At 48.1% G+C, this 14984-nt stretch carries 13 protein-coding genes; 10 read left to right on the forward strand and 3 right to left on the reverse strand.

Going from position 1 to position 14984, the window contains the following annotated elements:
• The first annotated feature begins 59 nt into the window (after nucleotides 1–59).
• The 3 genes from NX722_RS23635 (at nucleotide 60) to NX722_RS23645 (ending at nucleotide 4505) form a co-directional block, all read left to right on the forward strand.
• Nucleotides 60–1283, forward strand: coding sequence for an IS110 family RNA-guided transposase (locus tag NX722_RS23635; protein WP_262564054.1), 1224 nt, complete (start codon nucleotides 60–62; stop codon nucleotides 1281–1283).
• Between the two features lie 189 nt (nucleotides 1284–1472).
• Nucleotides 1473–2135, forward strand: a complete 663-nt coding sequence (locus NX722_RS23640; RefSeq protein WP_262565310.1) for a hypothetical protein — start codon at nucleotides 1473–1475, stop codon at nucleotides 2133–2135.
• A 360-nt stretch (nucleotides 2136–2495) separates the two neighbouring features.
• Nucleotides 2496–4505 (forward strand): hypothetical protein, encoded by a 2010-nt coding sequence (locus tag NX722_RS23645; RefSeq protein WP_262565311.1) that lies wholly within the window; start codon nucleotides 2496–2498, stop codon nucleotides 4503–4505.
• Nucleotides 4506–4744: 239 nt separating this feature from the next.
• Here the strand turns inward: NX722_RS23645 and NX722_RS23650 are convergent, their stop codons facing one another.
• Nucleotides 4745–5947 (reverse strand): ISL3 family transposase, encoded by a 1203-nt coding sequence (locus NX722_RS23650; protein ID WP_262565312.1) that lies wholly within the window; start codon nucleotides 5945–5947, stop codon nucleotides 4745–4747.
• A 313-nt stretch (nucleotides 5948–6260) separates the two neighbouring features.
• On the opposite strand from NX722_RS23650, the gene NX722_RS23655 reads away from it, so the two are divergent.
• From NX722_RS23655 to NX722_RS23665, 3 genes are all read left to right on the forward strand, one after another.
• On the forward strand, nucleotides 6261–6569 hold the full coding sequence (locus tag NX722_RS23655; protein WP_262565313.1) for a hypothetical protein: 309 nt from the start codon (nucleotides 6261–6263) through the stop codon (nucleotides 6567–6569).
• A 119-nt stretch (nucleotides 6570–6688) separates the two neighbouring features.
• Nucleotides 6689–7084, forward strand: a complete 396-nt coding sequence (locus NX722_RS23660; RefSeq protein WP_262565314.1) for a hypothetical protein — start codon at nucleotides 6689–6691, stop codon at nucleotides 7082–7084.
• A gap of 391 nt (nucleotides 7085–7475) precedes the next feature.
• The gene (locus NX722_RS23665) at nucleotides 7476–7712 is read left to right on the forward strand and encodes a hypothetical protein (protein WP_262565315.1); all 237 of its coding nucleotides are present in this window, start codon (nucleotides 7476–7478) and stop codon (nucleotides 7710–7712) included.
• 5 nt (nucleotides 7713–7717) lie between these two features.
• Here the strand turns inward: NX722_RS23665 and arcC are convergent, their stop codons facing one another.
• Both arcC and ptcA read right to left on the reverse strand, forming a co-directional pair.
• Nucleotides 7718–8626 carry a carbamate kinase gene (gene arcC, locus NX722_RS23670; protein WP_262565316.1) on the reverse strand — a complete coding sequence of 303 codons (909 nt, stop codon included), beginning with the start codon at nucleotides 8624–8626 and terminating at the stop codon, nucleotides 7718–7720.
• Nucleotides 8627–8720: 94 nt separating this feature from the next.
• Complete coding sequence (ptcA, locus tag NX722_RS23675) at nucleotides 8721–9767, reverse strand: putrescine carbamoyltransferase (RefSeq protein WP_262565317.1); 1047 nt, start codon at nucleotides 9765–9767, stop codon at nucleotides 8721–8723.
• 518 nt (nucleotides 9768–10285) lie between these two features.
• Between ptcA and NX722_RS23680 the strand changes: the two genes are divergently transcribed.
• From NX722_RS23680 to NX722_RS23695, 4 genes are all read left to right on the forward strand, one after another.
• Nucleotides 10286–11677 carry an APC family permease gene (locus NX722_RS23680; RefSeq protein ID WP_262565318.1) on the forward strand — a complete coding sequence of 464 codons (1392 nt, stop codon included), beginning with the start codon at nucleotides 10286–10288 and terminating at the stop codon, nucleotides 11675–11677.
• A gap of 29 nt (nucleotides 11678–11706) precedes the next feature.
• On the forward strand, nucleotides 11707–12798 hold the full coding sequence (gene aguA / locus NX722_RS23685) for an agmatine deiminase (RefSeq protein WP_262565319.1): 1092 nt from the start codon (nucleotides 11707–11709) through the stop codon (nucleotides 12796–12798).
• Between the two features lie 72 nt (nucleotides 12799–12870).
• Nucleotides 12871–14262 (forward strand): APC family permease, encoded by a 1392-nt coding sequence (locus tag NX722_RS23690; protein WP_262565320.1) that lies wholly within the window; start codon nucleotides 12871–12873, stop codon nucleotides 14260–14262.
• On the forward strand, nucleotides 14243–14944 hold the full coding sequence (locus tag NX722_RS23695) for a TetR/AcrR family transcriptional regulator (RefSeq protein WP_262565321.1): 702 nt from the start codon (nucleotides 14243–14245) through the stop codon (nucleotides 14942–14944). The genes NX722_RS23690 and NX722_RS23695 overlap by 20 nt, the downstream gene beginning before the upstream one ends.
• The last annotated feature ends 40 nt before the right edge of the window (nucleotides 14945–14984 follow it).

Raw genomic sequence — 14984 nt, forward strand, 5'->3', positions numbered from 1 at the left:
GCCCACGATCAATCCATCAGACCTTGCCATCTTCCATGATCCATAGGGAGATTAGTCTGATGCAGTCAATTTTGAAATGTTGTGCTGGCCTCGATGTTCACAAGATGATGGTCATGGCGACTGTTCAGACCGAAGATGAAAACGGCGAAATCAAAGAGATCACTCAGTCGTTCAAGACGTATCGACGTGAACGCAGGAAGCTTCGCGACTTCCTGGTGAAACATCAGGTTGAGCTCGTAGTCATGGAAAGTACTGGCGTTTACTGGAAATGCGTTCACGAAACTCTGATTAAAGCAGGCCTCAAGGTCTGGGTTGTCAATGCCCGTCACGTCAAGAATGTGCCCGGTCGCAAGACTGATGTCCAGGACAGTCAGTGGCTGGCAACACTGGGTCGGTGTGGTTTGCTTCGCCCCAGCTTTGTACCGCCCCCTGATATCGAGCAGCTGAGGTTGCTGTTTCGCCGTCGTCAGAAACTGGTGGGGCAGCTTGCCGGTGAAAAGACCCGTCTGCATAAAGTTCTGGACGATGCCGGCATCCGTCTCGGTGGTGTAGTGAGTGACATACATGGCAAGTCCGCACAGGAAATGATTCAGGGACTGATTGACGGCCTGCCTCCGCAAGAGCTGGTGAAGTTTGCCCGTGGCAAGCTGAAGAGCAAAACCAAAGAGTTATTCGACAGCATGGAAGGCTCGCTGTCTTCAGCACATCTGACAGTGCTTAAGAGCATCCGGAAACATATTCAGTATCTGGATGATGAGGTTGCCGAATTGGATGCGGGAATACGCAATATTGTACAAACTCAGTACCGGGAACCCTGGCAGCTATTGCAAACCCTTCCGGGAGTCGATGAGATCGCAGCAGCAGGGTTGATTGCTGAGATCGGTGATGACATGAGTGCCTTTGGCAGCCGGGAGTCTCTGGCATCCTGGGCAGGCCTATGTCCGGGCAACAATGAAAGTGCCGGTAAGCGTAAGAGTGGTAAAACTCGTAAGGGCAACCAGTCCTTACGACGGCTGATGTGTGAGATCAGTCAGGCAGCTGTAAAGACCAAAAGCCAGTTCAAAGGCAAACATCAAAGCCTGACCATTCGCCGTGGATATAAGCGCAGCATCATTGCCATCGGACATAAAATGTTGCGGGTGATCTACTGCATCCTCACCAGGCTTACGCCCTACAAGGATCCAGAGATTGATTACGAAGCACTGACGGTTCACAGGAATGCACCGCGCTGGTTACAGATGCTCCAGAAATATAATTATCTGCCAGCTTTAACTAAAGAATAAAAGCTCATCAGAGGCTGCGAGTAAGAACCTTGCCTGTCGGTGAGGATGGAGTGCTTTGCGAGTTCGGAGCACTATTTTCATAGTAAAAAGGCCGCACGCAGACAGCTTAACCAGTGGGAGTGGCGCGTTGATTTCTGGGAGTCTGTTCGCGAACAGTGTTTAAGGTTCCCGACCGTTAATACTCGTCCATTGGAACTTCAAGAACTCTATATCGAGGTTCCGGAGTGGTCCAGAGAATCAGTGAAGTATGATTACTACGGCAACCCAGATGGGAAACAGAGTTACCAGTTTTTTGATAACCTGCCAACTGTTATGGAAATGTCCTCCAAAGAAATCGGACTCGACGCGATTATGAAAAGCAACATTGTGCAGAGGCATTTTGAGGGAAAAGGGTTCGCGACCAAGTGGAAGCCGGGTCGCTATATGCTTGCGCCGTGGGTTGCAACGAACATATACAAGGGCGCTCTTGGGGAACAGGCAGGTGAGGCGATATTAACTCGACTAGGGTTCCACGTTGAGCCAATGCCGAAAGGGTTAGAGGAGAGATTTGACGCCGTTATATCACTTCCTGGTGGAGAGAAAGCGTTCGTCGATTTTAAATACTGGATGACGGCTCGGGATAACAAAGACGGGGCTGAAGACAAAATCGAGGATATGCTGTCCGGTAAATATGGAATCAGAAAGCTGATTTATATAAATGTGTTCGATCTTGTCCACGCTGCTGGTTCTGAGTCAAAACAAATCATTGGAGCCACGCCGGACAATCGAGTAATCGAGGTTCCTGGACTTATCCACATGGATGGAAGCGTTATTGTTGAACACGTAGACGCCGTTCGCGAGTTCCTTTCCTGATTCACCTAACCAGGGACCGAACAGCCGGTTCCCTGACTTCCGACTTTTGAGTAGAGCCAACAAATGCAGAATGGCATTAAGACTAACTACGCGAACCTATGGTTCGATTCTTTCCGCCTTCCGGAGCTGTATAGCTTCGCGATTGTCAGCTATGGCGAATTGTCTGACGATGACTTTAGAAAGACCCATATCGAGGTTAACAAACGCCTTAACAGAGATGGTGCTGTTGTGTCGAAGTTTACCGACAATTCCTCCAGGTTAACCTATGCCATGCTCCGGGCTGGCGAAAAACTGGCGACGGAAACAACGAACGAATTTGATATTCAGTCCTGCGATCTGGAAGACATCAAGAGCCAGTGGGTGATTCCAAAATTGCTAGTTCGAGGTGTCGCGAACCTGATTCCATTGGAAGACATCAAAACGGGAAAGCTAATGGACGCCGACTGTCCATTTTATTGTGTGGAACCGTTGAAGACGCAGGAGGATATCAAGGAAAGCGCCTTTATAACGGTCGGGATCGATTACTTCGGGGAGTGGGTGACAGCAACAGGAGCCAGGCCAGACAAACATATATTGAAGGCTTACACAACGACATTCGTCCCACTGTCTCTGGTTAAGGAGAAAATGAAAGGGAAACGCCAGAAAGCCTACTTACGTCGGCCACGATATAATGTTGATGAACTGACATTCACAATAAAAAAGGACGTTCGCGGGGAGTATGTGAAGGGAACCATTTTCTGCAACGAAAAAAACTCCGCGTCAGCCTATAACTTGGATGCAAAAAAGCCCGATGCTCGAAAACTGACACGCTCTGGAATACTTTTCCGGTTCATTAAGGATATGAAAAAAGCATATGGCGACCTTATAGAAATAAGTCTGTCGTCCCTGTCTGGTGGTGAATACAGAACATTTGGAAATAGCCGGATCGATAAGGAATACAAAGAAATCAGCGAGGCTGTTAAAGAATTTCCTATTCGCTTGGAGAACTTAGCAGGTTCAGATCAGATCAAGGAGTTATTACAGTCCCGAACCGGAATAAAATTCGTTCAGGATGAAGACGTAGCGACAATTGCTGTTGTCCATCCTGAGAGCTACTACAGAGAGCAGAAAGTGACGGATCCTTATAAAGTGTGGAAGTCCGTGAATGTTGGCAGAGCCTCACAGGCGGTAACACTCGACGCATCACTAAAGGAGCTTAAAAATTTCAAAGCCAGGCGTGAGGAAAACGAACAGCGCCGGAAGAACGGTAAAAAACCGAAGCCGGATGAAAAAACGACCATAATAGATACCGTCCTCGCAAATTTGTTGGTTAAACAGGAAATTGTTGAGGGCCGACCGCTAATCAGTCGACCATCGCTTCCGAATGGCTGGTTTGTTCTTCCGGTTCAGATCGAAGGAGACAAAGAAACGCCGTGGCGTTGGTTCCGGGTGGCTGTTGATAATGGCCGTTACGAATTCGCAGAGTTAAGCAAAAAGGAACTGTCGGAGCTGTCTGCAATTGCTGGCAATGACGACCGCTATCTATTGGGGAAGCCGAGCAGATCGAAAGGCCGCTCGAATGACCGTTTTCCGATGTTCTGCAACATAGAGACCCGTGAGTATATGTTCTTTGTCAGAACCGGTGCTTCGGTGATTCCCGATGACAGCATGATCGGGGCAATGCTGGAAAAAGTGGACCAAGACAAAATAAGTCCGCTAACCAGAGAACAAGTCGAGGAATTGGCGGCGGAGTTGGCAGAAGAAAGGAGCGGCGCGAACCTGTCCCGGTTGTTAGAGCAGTTTGCAGAAATGTCGGCTTTCTACCTCGACGATATTTCTAAGGCTATCGGGACAAAGGCTGGAGACAAAGATAAAAGGTTTCAAAATATCAGCTCGGCCAAAGTTTCCGACTTTTTCGAGCTGGTAACAGAGCGGACGGGTCTGTCCTGGCGTAACACGTTAAAACGGACAAATAATCCGGCCCTTAATGCGATTTACGGATTCTACTTCGACAAGTTATCTGGTGAGTATTTCGCCGGAAATGCTCAAAACCGGAACACAGAGGACTACAGTAGATTTAATTCGCTGTACCAGATCATCCACAGCTTTACAGAGTTGCCAGATGAATTGCCAGAGTGGTTTAACTCTCTATCTGTAAGAACTAAACAGTCGACCGTTTACCCATTCATTTTCAAGCATGTCCGGGAGTTCGCGATAATGCAGGGCATCAATCCAGTGTCGGAGAATGTTATCGAGGAACCCAAAGACACGCCTGCCTATTCGAAGGGTGAGCAACTTGGTTTCGGTTTTGGGGATATAGAGAAAGGTCTGAAAAATCATGCTGAGCCATTGACGGAGGCGAAGACTCTGGAAGACCTTTTCCTGTTATAGAGGTTCTCCAATAAAAGTGGATGGGCATCCGGCAACGCACTTTCAGTCGTTTTATTACGGCAGAAACAAGCACTCCAACCCCCTATGGAGCGACCCACGGAGACGCACCAGCGGCAACCATGGTGTTTATGGTGCTGAGGCAGCTTGGGCGGTCAACGGCAAGCTCTGCGTGACACCACAGTGCCTCGTGGATGAGCGCCATGACGGCACAAAAAGAGGCTCTTTTACAGGTTGGCTGATCATTTTACAGCCTCCTGCCTGATTTTAAGATAGAGGTAATCAAGATCATTGTAGCCACAAGCTTTGTAGATAATCCGTTTGATGACTCCATTGAAAGCTTCAATCTTCGCGCTGGTTATACGATGATGGCAGTACGACAGCAAGCCCTCTCTTGCCCTGTCCAAGCCCTTAGCAAACCTCTTAAGTTCTGCAATTCCGGTTTCTTTTGCTAACTCTATCCATCTATCCAGAAACTTGCCGGCACACGCTTTGTACGTGTACGTCCATAGCTGTTTGAGCATGTCTTTCAGGATGTAAGCCTGATTGAGATCCTCGTTCATGCTCAAGAGCTCTTTCAGACTGCTTTCTCGCTTTGGAGTCAGGTTCTCAGGGTTCATGAACAGGTTGAACCGCTGACCCTTGATAAAGGGCTTGTTCTCTTCTTCAGCCTGACGCCACTCCCTGCGCCTTATCTGATCTATCACATCATTATAATTGGCAATAATGTGAAACTTGTCGTATACAATATCCGCATTGGGCAAGTGCTCTTTCACCGAAGCCTGATAGCTGCCACCACGGTCTATGCCAACACACTCGATGCTCGCTTTTTGCTCTTCAGTCAGGCTGCTCAAGAACTCATCCAGAGTCTCTTTTCGCTTGCCTTCACCAAGGAAGAGGGTTTCTCCTGAGTCGGCGTTAAGAACAACGGTAAGATACTGATGGCCTTTGCCAATGGATTTTTCGTCAATGAGCAGAGCGCGAATACCGTCACGCTTTGGAGCTGAAAGCATTCTCAGCAGCATCTCTTTATCCCAACGACGGGCAGTACCACCGGATATAGTAATGAATTCAGGCACCTTGTCGCAGGGCATATAGCGACATAAATGGCTGACGTGTCGTTTAAGGCGATCGGTTGCCTGAGCCTTGGGAGTTAAACCAGGAATAGTAACGGTTTCAATATTGTTGCAGTGTGAGCAGCGGCCCTGAAAAGCTGTGAAGAGAAGATTTACCTGTAGAACTCCCAGTGGTAAATCCTGGACACACCGATCTTTTGTCTTCATTTGTCCCATAGGGGTTTCACATTGACTGCATTTCTCGTGCTGAATTCGGCCATCCCTGCGGAGATAGACAAAAGCTTGTTTGACTTCCCAATCAATATCAATCTGCTCGATTACCCAGCCGGGAAATGCGAACATAGGACGTAGTGAGGGTGTTGTACACATGTCTGATCCTTCAGAAATTTTGATCTGTTCAAATCAATCTTTCCTGAAAGGCTATTTCTGTTGCAACCCCTCATTTTCCATCAGCCAACCTGTAAAAGCCCCCAAAAAGAGGCCTGACCCCCTGGGCTGGCTATACCCGCTGGGATCGCAGCTACAACGGCAAGAAGCTCTCTTTTTACCCCGACAGCGTAATTGGTCTTGCGAAAAACGTTGTTTACAGATATGGCAATCACTTCAACGAACTCACTACCAACCAGCACTTGGAAACATGCTGGCCGCTGCCGGAGGAAGTGCGGCTCATATGCAGGGGTATATGGATAATGTTTGCCCCGCCATTGTTGCAGGCGTCTCCGGAGCAATTAAGCTCGGAAACAAGCTGTACCTTCACGCATGGAATATTGAGTATCGCTTCCTTATTGGTGAATCCGGAAGAATGGTTGGCAGCAAAATGGTGCACAGCATTATGGACAGATCAAAACACAAGTACGAATACCGATCCATGTGGGCTATTATTATTCAGGATCGCTACGTACCGGAGTGGACGCGAAAAGGTGAGTATCGTGATCACAGAGGAGTGCTTCGCAAGATTGATATAAAAATCCCAACACCACTGCTCAGATAAAACAGTGAACTTAACTGATGATTGCGGGTCAGAAGTATTGCTGAAAACGGGCCATCTCAAAGCGGAGTTGACGCCAAAAACCAGAACCAGAAACAAAAACAGATGTCAGGGTGGCTCAAATGAAAAAATCTGAACTAGCAAAATATCTCAAAGATCGCGTTCACAGCAAACAGCTACATATTGCAATGCCACTGCTCGGCTGGTCTTTTGCCTCAGACAATGCCGACCACATTGAGGAGGCTTTCAGCAGGATCTACGAAGATACGGCCATGGTTGTTCGCCAATTTACAAACATTCAAAGCGAAGAGCCCTTTGCAAACAATCCGGAAAAATTTCTTCCCATGAAACGAATGGCAGGGTTTTATGTTTTTGCTGAGGACATCGATGTAATTATGTTGAGCAAGCAGGATATTGTTCACAGCTACAGTACTTGTGCTGAGACCGGGGAGCCAATCGATCCACCCCTGGACCTTGCCTTCACTGACGCCAAAGAGTTTTTGAGATTAATCGAGTAGGATTGCCTGACTGGCTGAACTTGAGGCCCGGCACCTTCCGTCACCCGAGGTTACCCGCATGCTGTCAGTGCCTGGTGCAAACGGTAAGTTTCGAGTTATCCACATTTTCTGTGGAATTCTATGTGGAAAAGTCGGTAGAAGCCGACCCTGAAAGGACTTCTGAGTTGTCAACCCTGCGATGCAAAATCATGTAACTGCTCAGCTCATGAACAGCTCTGCCTACAGTTTCTGAGCAGTTACGTGAAAATCTCATATTGACCCTTTTTTCGGAGCTTGCAGCCAAAGGGATATACAGCAGCAACAAACTTTCCCCAAACCTGCAGGGGAAACAGTCAAACACCGCTATGATGTTTACTGAAACACAACGGCATATTAGTGAGAGATTGCCCCGATGGAAGTATGTCAGCCACTGAATGAAGTTGCCAATTATTCTTGCCATGCAATTCAACAGCTTGATCAGCAGTTGTCGGTTCTGCGCCAGCAATACGACCCCATTCAACACTTTGAAGACTATGAAGGTGAAAGTATGGTTTGGCAGGCAGAGCTTTGGGAAAAACCAAAGCTCACTGACTTTGTTGACAAACACCGGTCACGTAGAGCCATTGGGTCGTTTAGGGAAGCGAGTTAAACCGCTTACGGGAAAATTCGGGTTCCGGTGGTGCGATTCATGACATCCAGTGCCTGATGCAGGTCGCCGATATTTCCTGTGCCGCCAGTCTGTTCGGCAAAATCACAACAGGCGTCTACTTTGGGACCCATGGAACCAGCAGCAAATTCATAACTTTTCATTTCAGCTACAGTAGCATCTGTCAAAGCCCGCTCATTGGGTTTACCCCAGTTCAGACATACATGGCTGCCATCAGTCAGTATTAACAACTCAGCCGCGTTAATTTCTTTGGCAAGTAAAGCGGCAGTAGCATCTTTATCGATAACCGCTTCAAAGCCCTCAATATTCAGATCGTTCTTTATGACAGGAGCACCGCCGCCACCGCCACATATCACAATATGATCTTTTGCAAGCAGTGTTTTAATGGCATCTGATTCCATGATTTTTGCTGGTGCTGGAGATGGCACTACACGACGCCAGTATTCGCCATCAGGTTTGATGGTCCAGCCGTGCTGCTTTGCGAGCTTATGAGCTGTTTCTTTGTCATAAACCGGGCCTATAAATTTTGATGGATCTGCAATAGCTGGGTCATTGGCATCCACTATTACCTGAGTAACCAGGGTGGTGACATTTTCAGCAGGAAGCTCTCTCTTGATGCTCTGTTGCATGAGATAGCCAATCATGCCCTGAGTTTCCGCTCCCAGAACATCCATAGGGTATGGAGGACAGTCTCTATACGACAGGTTTTGTAATGCAAGCAGACCAACCTGAGGACCATTGCCATGCACAATCACCAGGCGGTATTTTTCATGAAGTTTGGCAAGTGAGCGTGCGGTGGATGTAATACTTTTCTTTTGGTTCTCGCAGCTCATGAGTTCACCACGTTGAAGCAGGGCATTCCCGCCAACAGCGACAACCAGAATGGGCTTTTCCATCAAAACCTCTCAAATTCATCTTTTCAGTTTTTATGCACGGGTGGGATTTTTAAATAGAACAGCCCGGAGAACCGGGCTGTTTATCAGAGCTGGATTAAATGCGGCTCAAAAGTGTATCAATGCGATCTTTGTGGAATGCGGTAGTTTCTTCTGAAGGCTTTTTGATGGACTTATGGGTCAGGTAAACCAGCAAGGCCATCTGGGCAGTCAGGCGGTTTTCAGCTTCGTCAAAGATGACAGAGCGTGGGCCATCCATCACTTCGCGGGTACACTCACGCTTGTCATTAGCTGGTAGACAGTGCATGAAGATGCTGTTCTCACCCGCTTTAGCCATCAGCTCTTCAGTGATAACGAACTTAGGCATAAAGGCAGCCAGACGTTCTTCTTTCTCATCTTCCTGACCAAACCAGTAGAAGCTGTCCGCAACCAGTATGTCACAGCCTTCTACTTCATCAATGTTGTCGGTAACTGTCAGCTTGCCGCCGTAAGTCTTGATATTTTCGCTGGCGATATCTTGCCATGCTTGAGGAGCCTGATATTTTTCCGGGCCAATGTGTTTGAAGTGCATGCCAAACTTGGTGCAGATGAACATCAAAGAAGAGCATACGTTAGTAGCATCACCCACAAAAGCAACGGTCAGGTCTTCCAGTTTTTTACCTTCAGGAAGATGCTCCATCATTGTGAATATATCTGCCATCATCTGGGTTGGGTGCAGCCAGTCGCACAGGCCGTTGATAACAGGGACAGTAGAGTATTCAGCCAAACCTGCAACAGTCTTGTGGTCGTCTACACGAGCCATGATTACGTCGCACATTCTGGACAGTACACGACCAGTGTCAGCCAGGCTTTCTTTGGCACCCAGGTGAATATCTTTTGGAGACAGGAACAGGCCATGTCCACCCAGGATAGTGGCAGCTGTTTCAAAAGAAACACGGGTACGGGTGGAAGGCTGTTCGAAGATCATGCCAACAGACTTGCCAGCAAACAGCTGTGGAACAGCGTTAGCTTTGCGGGCTTCTTTCAGCATACTCATCAGTTCAAGAATGTCGGTCAGCTCCTGGCGAGTGTAATCCTGAGTCTTGAGGAAGTGTTTCAGCTCAGGCTTGCTCAGTTCGGTAGCGCTGGATGAAGGGATTCTCATGTGATGCTCCTGATCGCTATTTTAGTGCGCGGTATCTGAGCGCACTCTCTTTAATGGCCAACTGCCACAGGCAGTTTTCTTGATTCTTATTTCGAGGCTATACACAAACTGTCGTTCGACTTTGTGACTCTGTGTTGTCTCAAGCAGTTGTCCATCATCATAAAAACTCGATAATTATTCGTATTGATTTGGGTCAATATTCGACTTTTATCTGATAAAAAATCCAATTCACTCTTAATTTTTCTGTTGTTATGGTTCTCTTTGAGTGTTTTTTAAGCAAATAGCGTAAGATTATGTCGGTTGATGCTTTTATTTTGATAAAAATATCGATTAGTGATCCAGATCAATATCAGAATTAAGTCGATATTTATCATGTATAGGAAAGAGGAATAGATAAAAACTGAATTTTTATCGATTCGCTTTTGTTACCAAAGGTGCCTGCCTTGCCTTTGCCGGTAACAGGTGTGTCAGGTGCTGATTTTTTGTGTTCAGGGTCAGGAATGACCGGGGGAAATGAAATGACTACAAAAACAGCGGGGAAGATGGGGCTATCCAGCCTGACCCTGTTCAGTGTATGTGCGGTTCTGGTGGTGGATGGCCTGACAGCCAGTGCCTCTATTGGGCCCTCATCGATTACCTGGTGGCTTATCACTCTGGTACTTTTTGTTATTCCTTATGGTTTGATTTCTTCTGAGCTTGGAACAACTTATCCCGGTGAAGGTGGTATTTACGATTGGGTGAAACGTGCCTTTGGTTTCAAGTGGGCTGTGCGCACTACCTGGTTCTACTGGGTAAACGTAGGTCTCTGGATGCCAGCGGTGTACATCATGTTTGCTGGTATGTTTGCCGAGATGTTCTTCCCGGAAATGAGCCTGTGGTTACAGATTGCTATCTGTGTTGCCCTGACCTGGCTGTCTATCTGGATTTGTAATATCTCTGTCGATGCCGGTGTATGGGTAACGAACCTGGGTGCCCTTTTCAAGGTTGTGGTTATTTCTGTACTGGGTGTCGGTGGCTTCTGGTATGCCAGTCAGAATGGTGTGGCTAACGAGTTTACTTTTTCAACCATGATGCCTTCCATGGATTCCGGCCTTGGCTTCCTTCCTGTCATCATCTTTAACCTGATGGGCTTTGAGCTGATCGCCTGCATGGGTGATGAAATAAAAGACCCTCGTCGTGATATTCCGAAATCTATCCTGATTTCTGCAGTTATTGTTACCGGTCTGTATGTCTTTGGTACGGTCGGAATTTTGATGGCCTTGCCAGTAGAAGAAATTGGTCTGGTGGCGGGTATCGTTTCTACCCTGAGAACCTTGTTCGGTGACGGTGCCTTTGGTCAGGCCATGGTCTATATCATTGGCTCTATGGCTCTGGTTACCTTTGTCGCCAACATGACTACCTGGACGATGGGAGCCAGCCGCGCCGCCATGGAAGCTGCCCAGGAGGGTGAGTTGCCTGAAGTGTTTGCCAAGGAAGACTCTGTTCACGGAACTCCAATTGGCGCCAACGTGATGACCGGCATCGTATCCACTGCCGTTATCCTGCTGTACGGTCTGACTTCTGGTGAAAGTGATGAGCTGTTCTGGTCTATCTTCGCCTTCTCTTCCTGCGTTTTTCTGCTGCCATACCTGTTCATGTTCCCGGCTTACCTCAAGCTACGCATGACCGACCCGAATGCAGAGCGTCCTTATAAAGTGCCTGGCGGCATGAGGACGCAAGTGCTTCTGAGTGTTATGTGTTTCCTCTTTATTGTTCAGGCTGTTGTTCTGTTCATTTTCCCTGACATTGGTGCTGGTACCGTGGATTGGAACTACACCATTCCTGTGGCTCTGGGCATCGCGATCACTATCGGGATCGGTGAGTGGATTTTGAGCAGGGCAACCAAACGACTACAGACCACTGCTGCTTAATATAAATAAATATTGAAGGACTAATTACAATGAGCATTTCCTACACCACCACCCCAAAAGAAGACGGCTTTCGTATGCCAGGTGAGCACGACGCTCACAAAGAAATCTGGATGGCCTGGCCGGAGCGTTCTGATAACTGGCGCTTGGGCGGCAAACCTGCACAACAGGTGTTTGTTAATGTTGCAAAAGCTATTGCAGAAGTCACTCCAGTCACTATGGCTGTCACTGCTGCCCAGTATGATAACGCCCGCACTATGCTGCCGGAAAATATTCGGGTGATAGAAATGGCAACCGATGACTCCTGGATGCGTGATATCGCTCCAAGCTACGTGGTGAATGATAAGGGCGAGCGCCGGGGTGTCGATTGGGAGTTCAATGCCTGGGGCGGCCTCGTGGATGGTTTGTATTTCCCATGGAACCGTGATGACCAGGTAGCCCGAAAGATTTGTGAAATTCATCGGGATGGTCACTACAGGGCACCGATTGTTCTGGAAGGGGGCTCTATCCACGTGGATGGTGAAGGCACTCTCTACACCACTGAAGAATGCCTGCTGCACGAAAGCCGGAACCCGGATCTGTCCAGGGAAGAGATCGAGAAGGTATTGGGCGATTATCTGAATATTGAAAAGGTCATCTGGATTCCAAGAGGTCTTTATAACGACGAAACCAATGGTCATGTTGATAACCTGATCCACGTTGTTCGTCCGGGTGAAGTGATTCTGTCCTGGTGTGATGATGAGAATGATCCACAGTATGAAATCTCTCAGGAAGCCTATAAAATCCTGAGCGAAGCAACAGACGCCCGTGGTCGTAAGCTGAAAATTCACAAGATGCAAATCCCGGGGCCGCTTTATATTCGTGAAGATGAAGCAGGTGGTATCGATGCCTGTGATGGGATGGAGCGTGCTGCAGGTGAGCGACTGGCTGGTTCTTATGCGAATTTTCTGATCACCAACAAACGCATTATTCTGCCTTTGCTGGATCCAGCTTGCGACGATGCGGCTAAAGCTCTGTTGGAGGATGTTTATCCCGGCTATGAAGTTGTTGGGGTGGACGCTCGTGAAATCCTGTTGGGGGGAGGTAATATTCACTGCATTACCCAGCAGGTGCCTGCGGTGTAATGCAAAAACGGGCCGGAGTTTATCTCCGGCCACTGGTATTTAAAAACGATAAACCACTGGCTGGAGAACTTTATGGCCCTGTCCCGACGCCTGACTCGCCGAGATATTACTTTATTTACCATCAGTGCGATTCTCACCATTGATGGCCTCGCAGCGGCAGCGGCTATTGGGGTTCAGTCTCTGACCTGGTGGTTTTTGTCATTTATCTGTTTTGCTGCACCTTATGCACTGATCAGTGTTGAGCTGGGTACCCGCTGGCCTTCCCGGGGAGGTATTGTGCATTGGGTGAAGCTGGCCTTTGGCCACCAGTGGGCGGCTCGTGCCAGCTGGTTTTACTGGCTTAATGTCGCACTCTGGATGCCTGCTGTCTTTATCATGATGGCCGGGGTGTTCAGCCAGATATTCTGGCCTTCAATGCCTCTGAATATACAGATTATTTTTGCCCTGGTAGCGACCTGGCTGACGGTGCTGGCCAGCAGCCTGTCTCTGGAAGCCGGTAAATGGATTCCGAATATCGGTGCCCTGTGTAAAATCATTGTTGTTCTTTTTCTTGGGGTTGGAGGTCTCATTACCGCCTGGAATGATGGCATTGCCAATCCCATCAATTTTACAACCCTGATGCCCCAGTGGGATCGGGGACTACAGTTCTTTCCTGTTATTATTTTTTCACTGATGGGATTTGACCTGGTGTGCTGTGCCGGTGATGAAATAAAAAACCCCCGCAAAGACCTGCCCGTCTCTTTGCTGTTTGCCGGTATTATTATTACCGGACTGTACCTGTTTGCTGTATTCGGTTTGCTGGTTGCGCTGCCTGTTGAGGAGATCGGGTTGATTTCCGGTTTGCTGACAACTCTCGAACGCATGCTCTCCCCTTTACCCGGCAGTGAGTGGCTGGTAATGATTCTCGGCTTTCTGATTATGTTCAGCTTTATTGCCAACACGGTGACCTGGAGCATGGGTTCAAACCGTGCTGCTGCCGAAGCTGCCCATGACCGGGATATGCCCGCTGTGTTTGGTATTGAACACCCGGTTCACGGTACTCCGGTGGGTGCCAGTGTACTCAGTGGTATCGTCGCTTCTGCGGCAATCCTGTTGTATGGTTTGATGGCAAATTCTGCAGAAAGCCTTTACTGGTCGTTGTTCTCTTTTTCCAGTCTGGTTCTTTTACTGCCCTATTTGCTTCTCTTTCCAGCTTACATGGTTTTGAAAAAAGAGGGGCAGTCCGATTCGGAAGGCTGGCAGATATCTGAAAGCCTGTGGAAGGCGCGTATAGTTGCCTTTCTGCCAACATTATTTACCGCTCAGGCTGTGGTCTTTTTTGTTTTGCCTCCCGGTACCTTTGATCCTGTGCAAACATCATCTACACTGCTCGGCCTGGCCGTAGTGACAGGGGTGGGGGAATGGCTATGTAATCGTAATACCCTGCCTGCTAAGGAGAAGTTAAGTGAGTGCCCTGCCCGCTGAAAAGCTTGAAAAAGAAGTAGTGACGTCGGCTTTAAAAGGTCGGCGTCCACAAGCCAGAAGCCTGGAAAGGCGCAAAAAAATAATGGATGCTGCCCGTGAATTAATCACATTGAAGTCTGTTTCGAGTTTGTCTTTGTATGACATTGCTCGCAAGGCAGAGATTCCGCCATCCTCCCTCTATCACTTCTTTCCAAAAATTGAACTGTTATTTCAGGCTTTGGCAGAAGAGTCATTTGCTGCGTTTGATGCCTGCGTTTCTGAACCTTTACCACCGCAAGCCGTACATCACTGGAGTGATGTTGGTTATACCCTGGAAGCCCGGATGGTTCAGTATTATCAGCAAAACGACATGGCCAGAGCGTTGATTCTTGGTCAGCATTTGCACAGTGATATTCTGGCTGCCGACCACAAACACGACGATAGGATTGGTAAACAGATAGAGCAGATTTACCGCCAGTATTTTCAGTTGCCTCCGCTGCCTGAAGGCTACAATATTTTTGCTATTGCCCTGCAGATTGCCGATAAAGTTTATGCTATGTCACATCAGGAATATGGCAATATTACTCCTGCTATGGCCTGTGAAGGATGGCTTGCTGCCCGCTCATATCTGGGTATCTACCTTCCCGACCAGTTGCAACGGGCAAAACAGGCTGAAGGATTGGACATGGCAGAGCATTTTTAGGGAAAATGCCCCTCTTATTTTATCCTCAGATATAGCCGGT

Source organism: Endozoicomonas gorgoniicola (genome assembly GCF_025562715.2).
In the GTDB taxonomy this organism is placed as follows: Bacteria; Pseudomonadota; Gammaproteobacteria; order Pseudomonadales; family Endozoicomonadaceae; genus Endozoicomonas_A; species Endozoicomonas_A gorgoniicola.

What these genes read in the sequence shown, in the direction of transcription:
- NX722_RS23650 (WP_262565312.1), bottom strand. Translation starts at nt 5,947, where the DNA reads ATGTGTACAACACCCTCACTACGTCCTATGTTCGCATTTCCCGGCTGG.
- NX722_RS23655 (WP_262565313.1), top strand. Translation starts at nt 6,261, where the DNA reads ATGGATAATGTTTGCCCCGCCATTGTTGCAGGCGTCTCCGGAGCAATT.
- arcC (WP_262565316.1), bottom strand. Translation starts at nt 8,626, where the DNA reads ATGGAAAAGCCCATTCTGGTTGTCGCTGTTGGCGGGAATGCCCTGCTT.
- NX722_RS23660 (WP_262565314.1), top strand. Translation starts at nt 6,689, where the DNA reads ATGAAAAAATCTGAACTAGCAAAATATCTCAAAGATCGCGTTCACAGC.
- NX722_RS23690 (WP_262565320.1), top strand. Translation starts at nt 12,871, where the DNA reads ATGGCCCTGTCCCGACGCCTGACTCGCCGAGATATTACTTTATTTACC.
- NX722_RS23635 (WP_262564054.1), top strand. Translation starts at nt 60, where the DNA reads ATGCAGTCAATTTTGAAATGTTGTGCTGGCCTCGATGTTCACAAGATG.
- ptcA (WP_262565317.1), bottom strand. Translation starts at nt 9,767, where the DNA reads ATGAGAATCCCTTCATCCAGCGCTACCGAACTGAGCAAGCCTGAGCTG.
- NX722_RS23680 (WP_262565318.1), top strand. Translation starts at nt 10,286, where the DNA reads ATGACTACAAAAACAGCGGGGAAGATGGGGCTATCCAGCCTGACCCTG.
- aguA (WP_262565319.1), top strand. Translation starts at nt 11,707, where the DNA reads ATGAGCATTTCCTACACCACCACCCCAAAAGAAGACGGCTTTCGTATG.
- NX722_RS23665 (WP_262565315.1), top strand. Translation starts at nt 7,476, where the DNA reads ATGGAAGTATGTCAGCCACTGAATGAAGTTGCCAATTATTCTTGCCAT.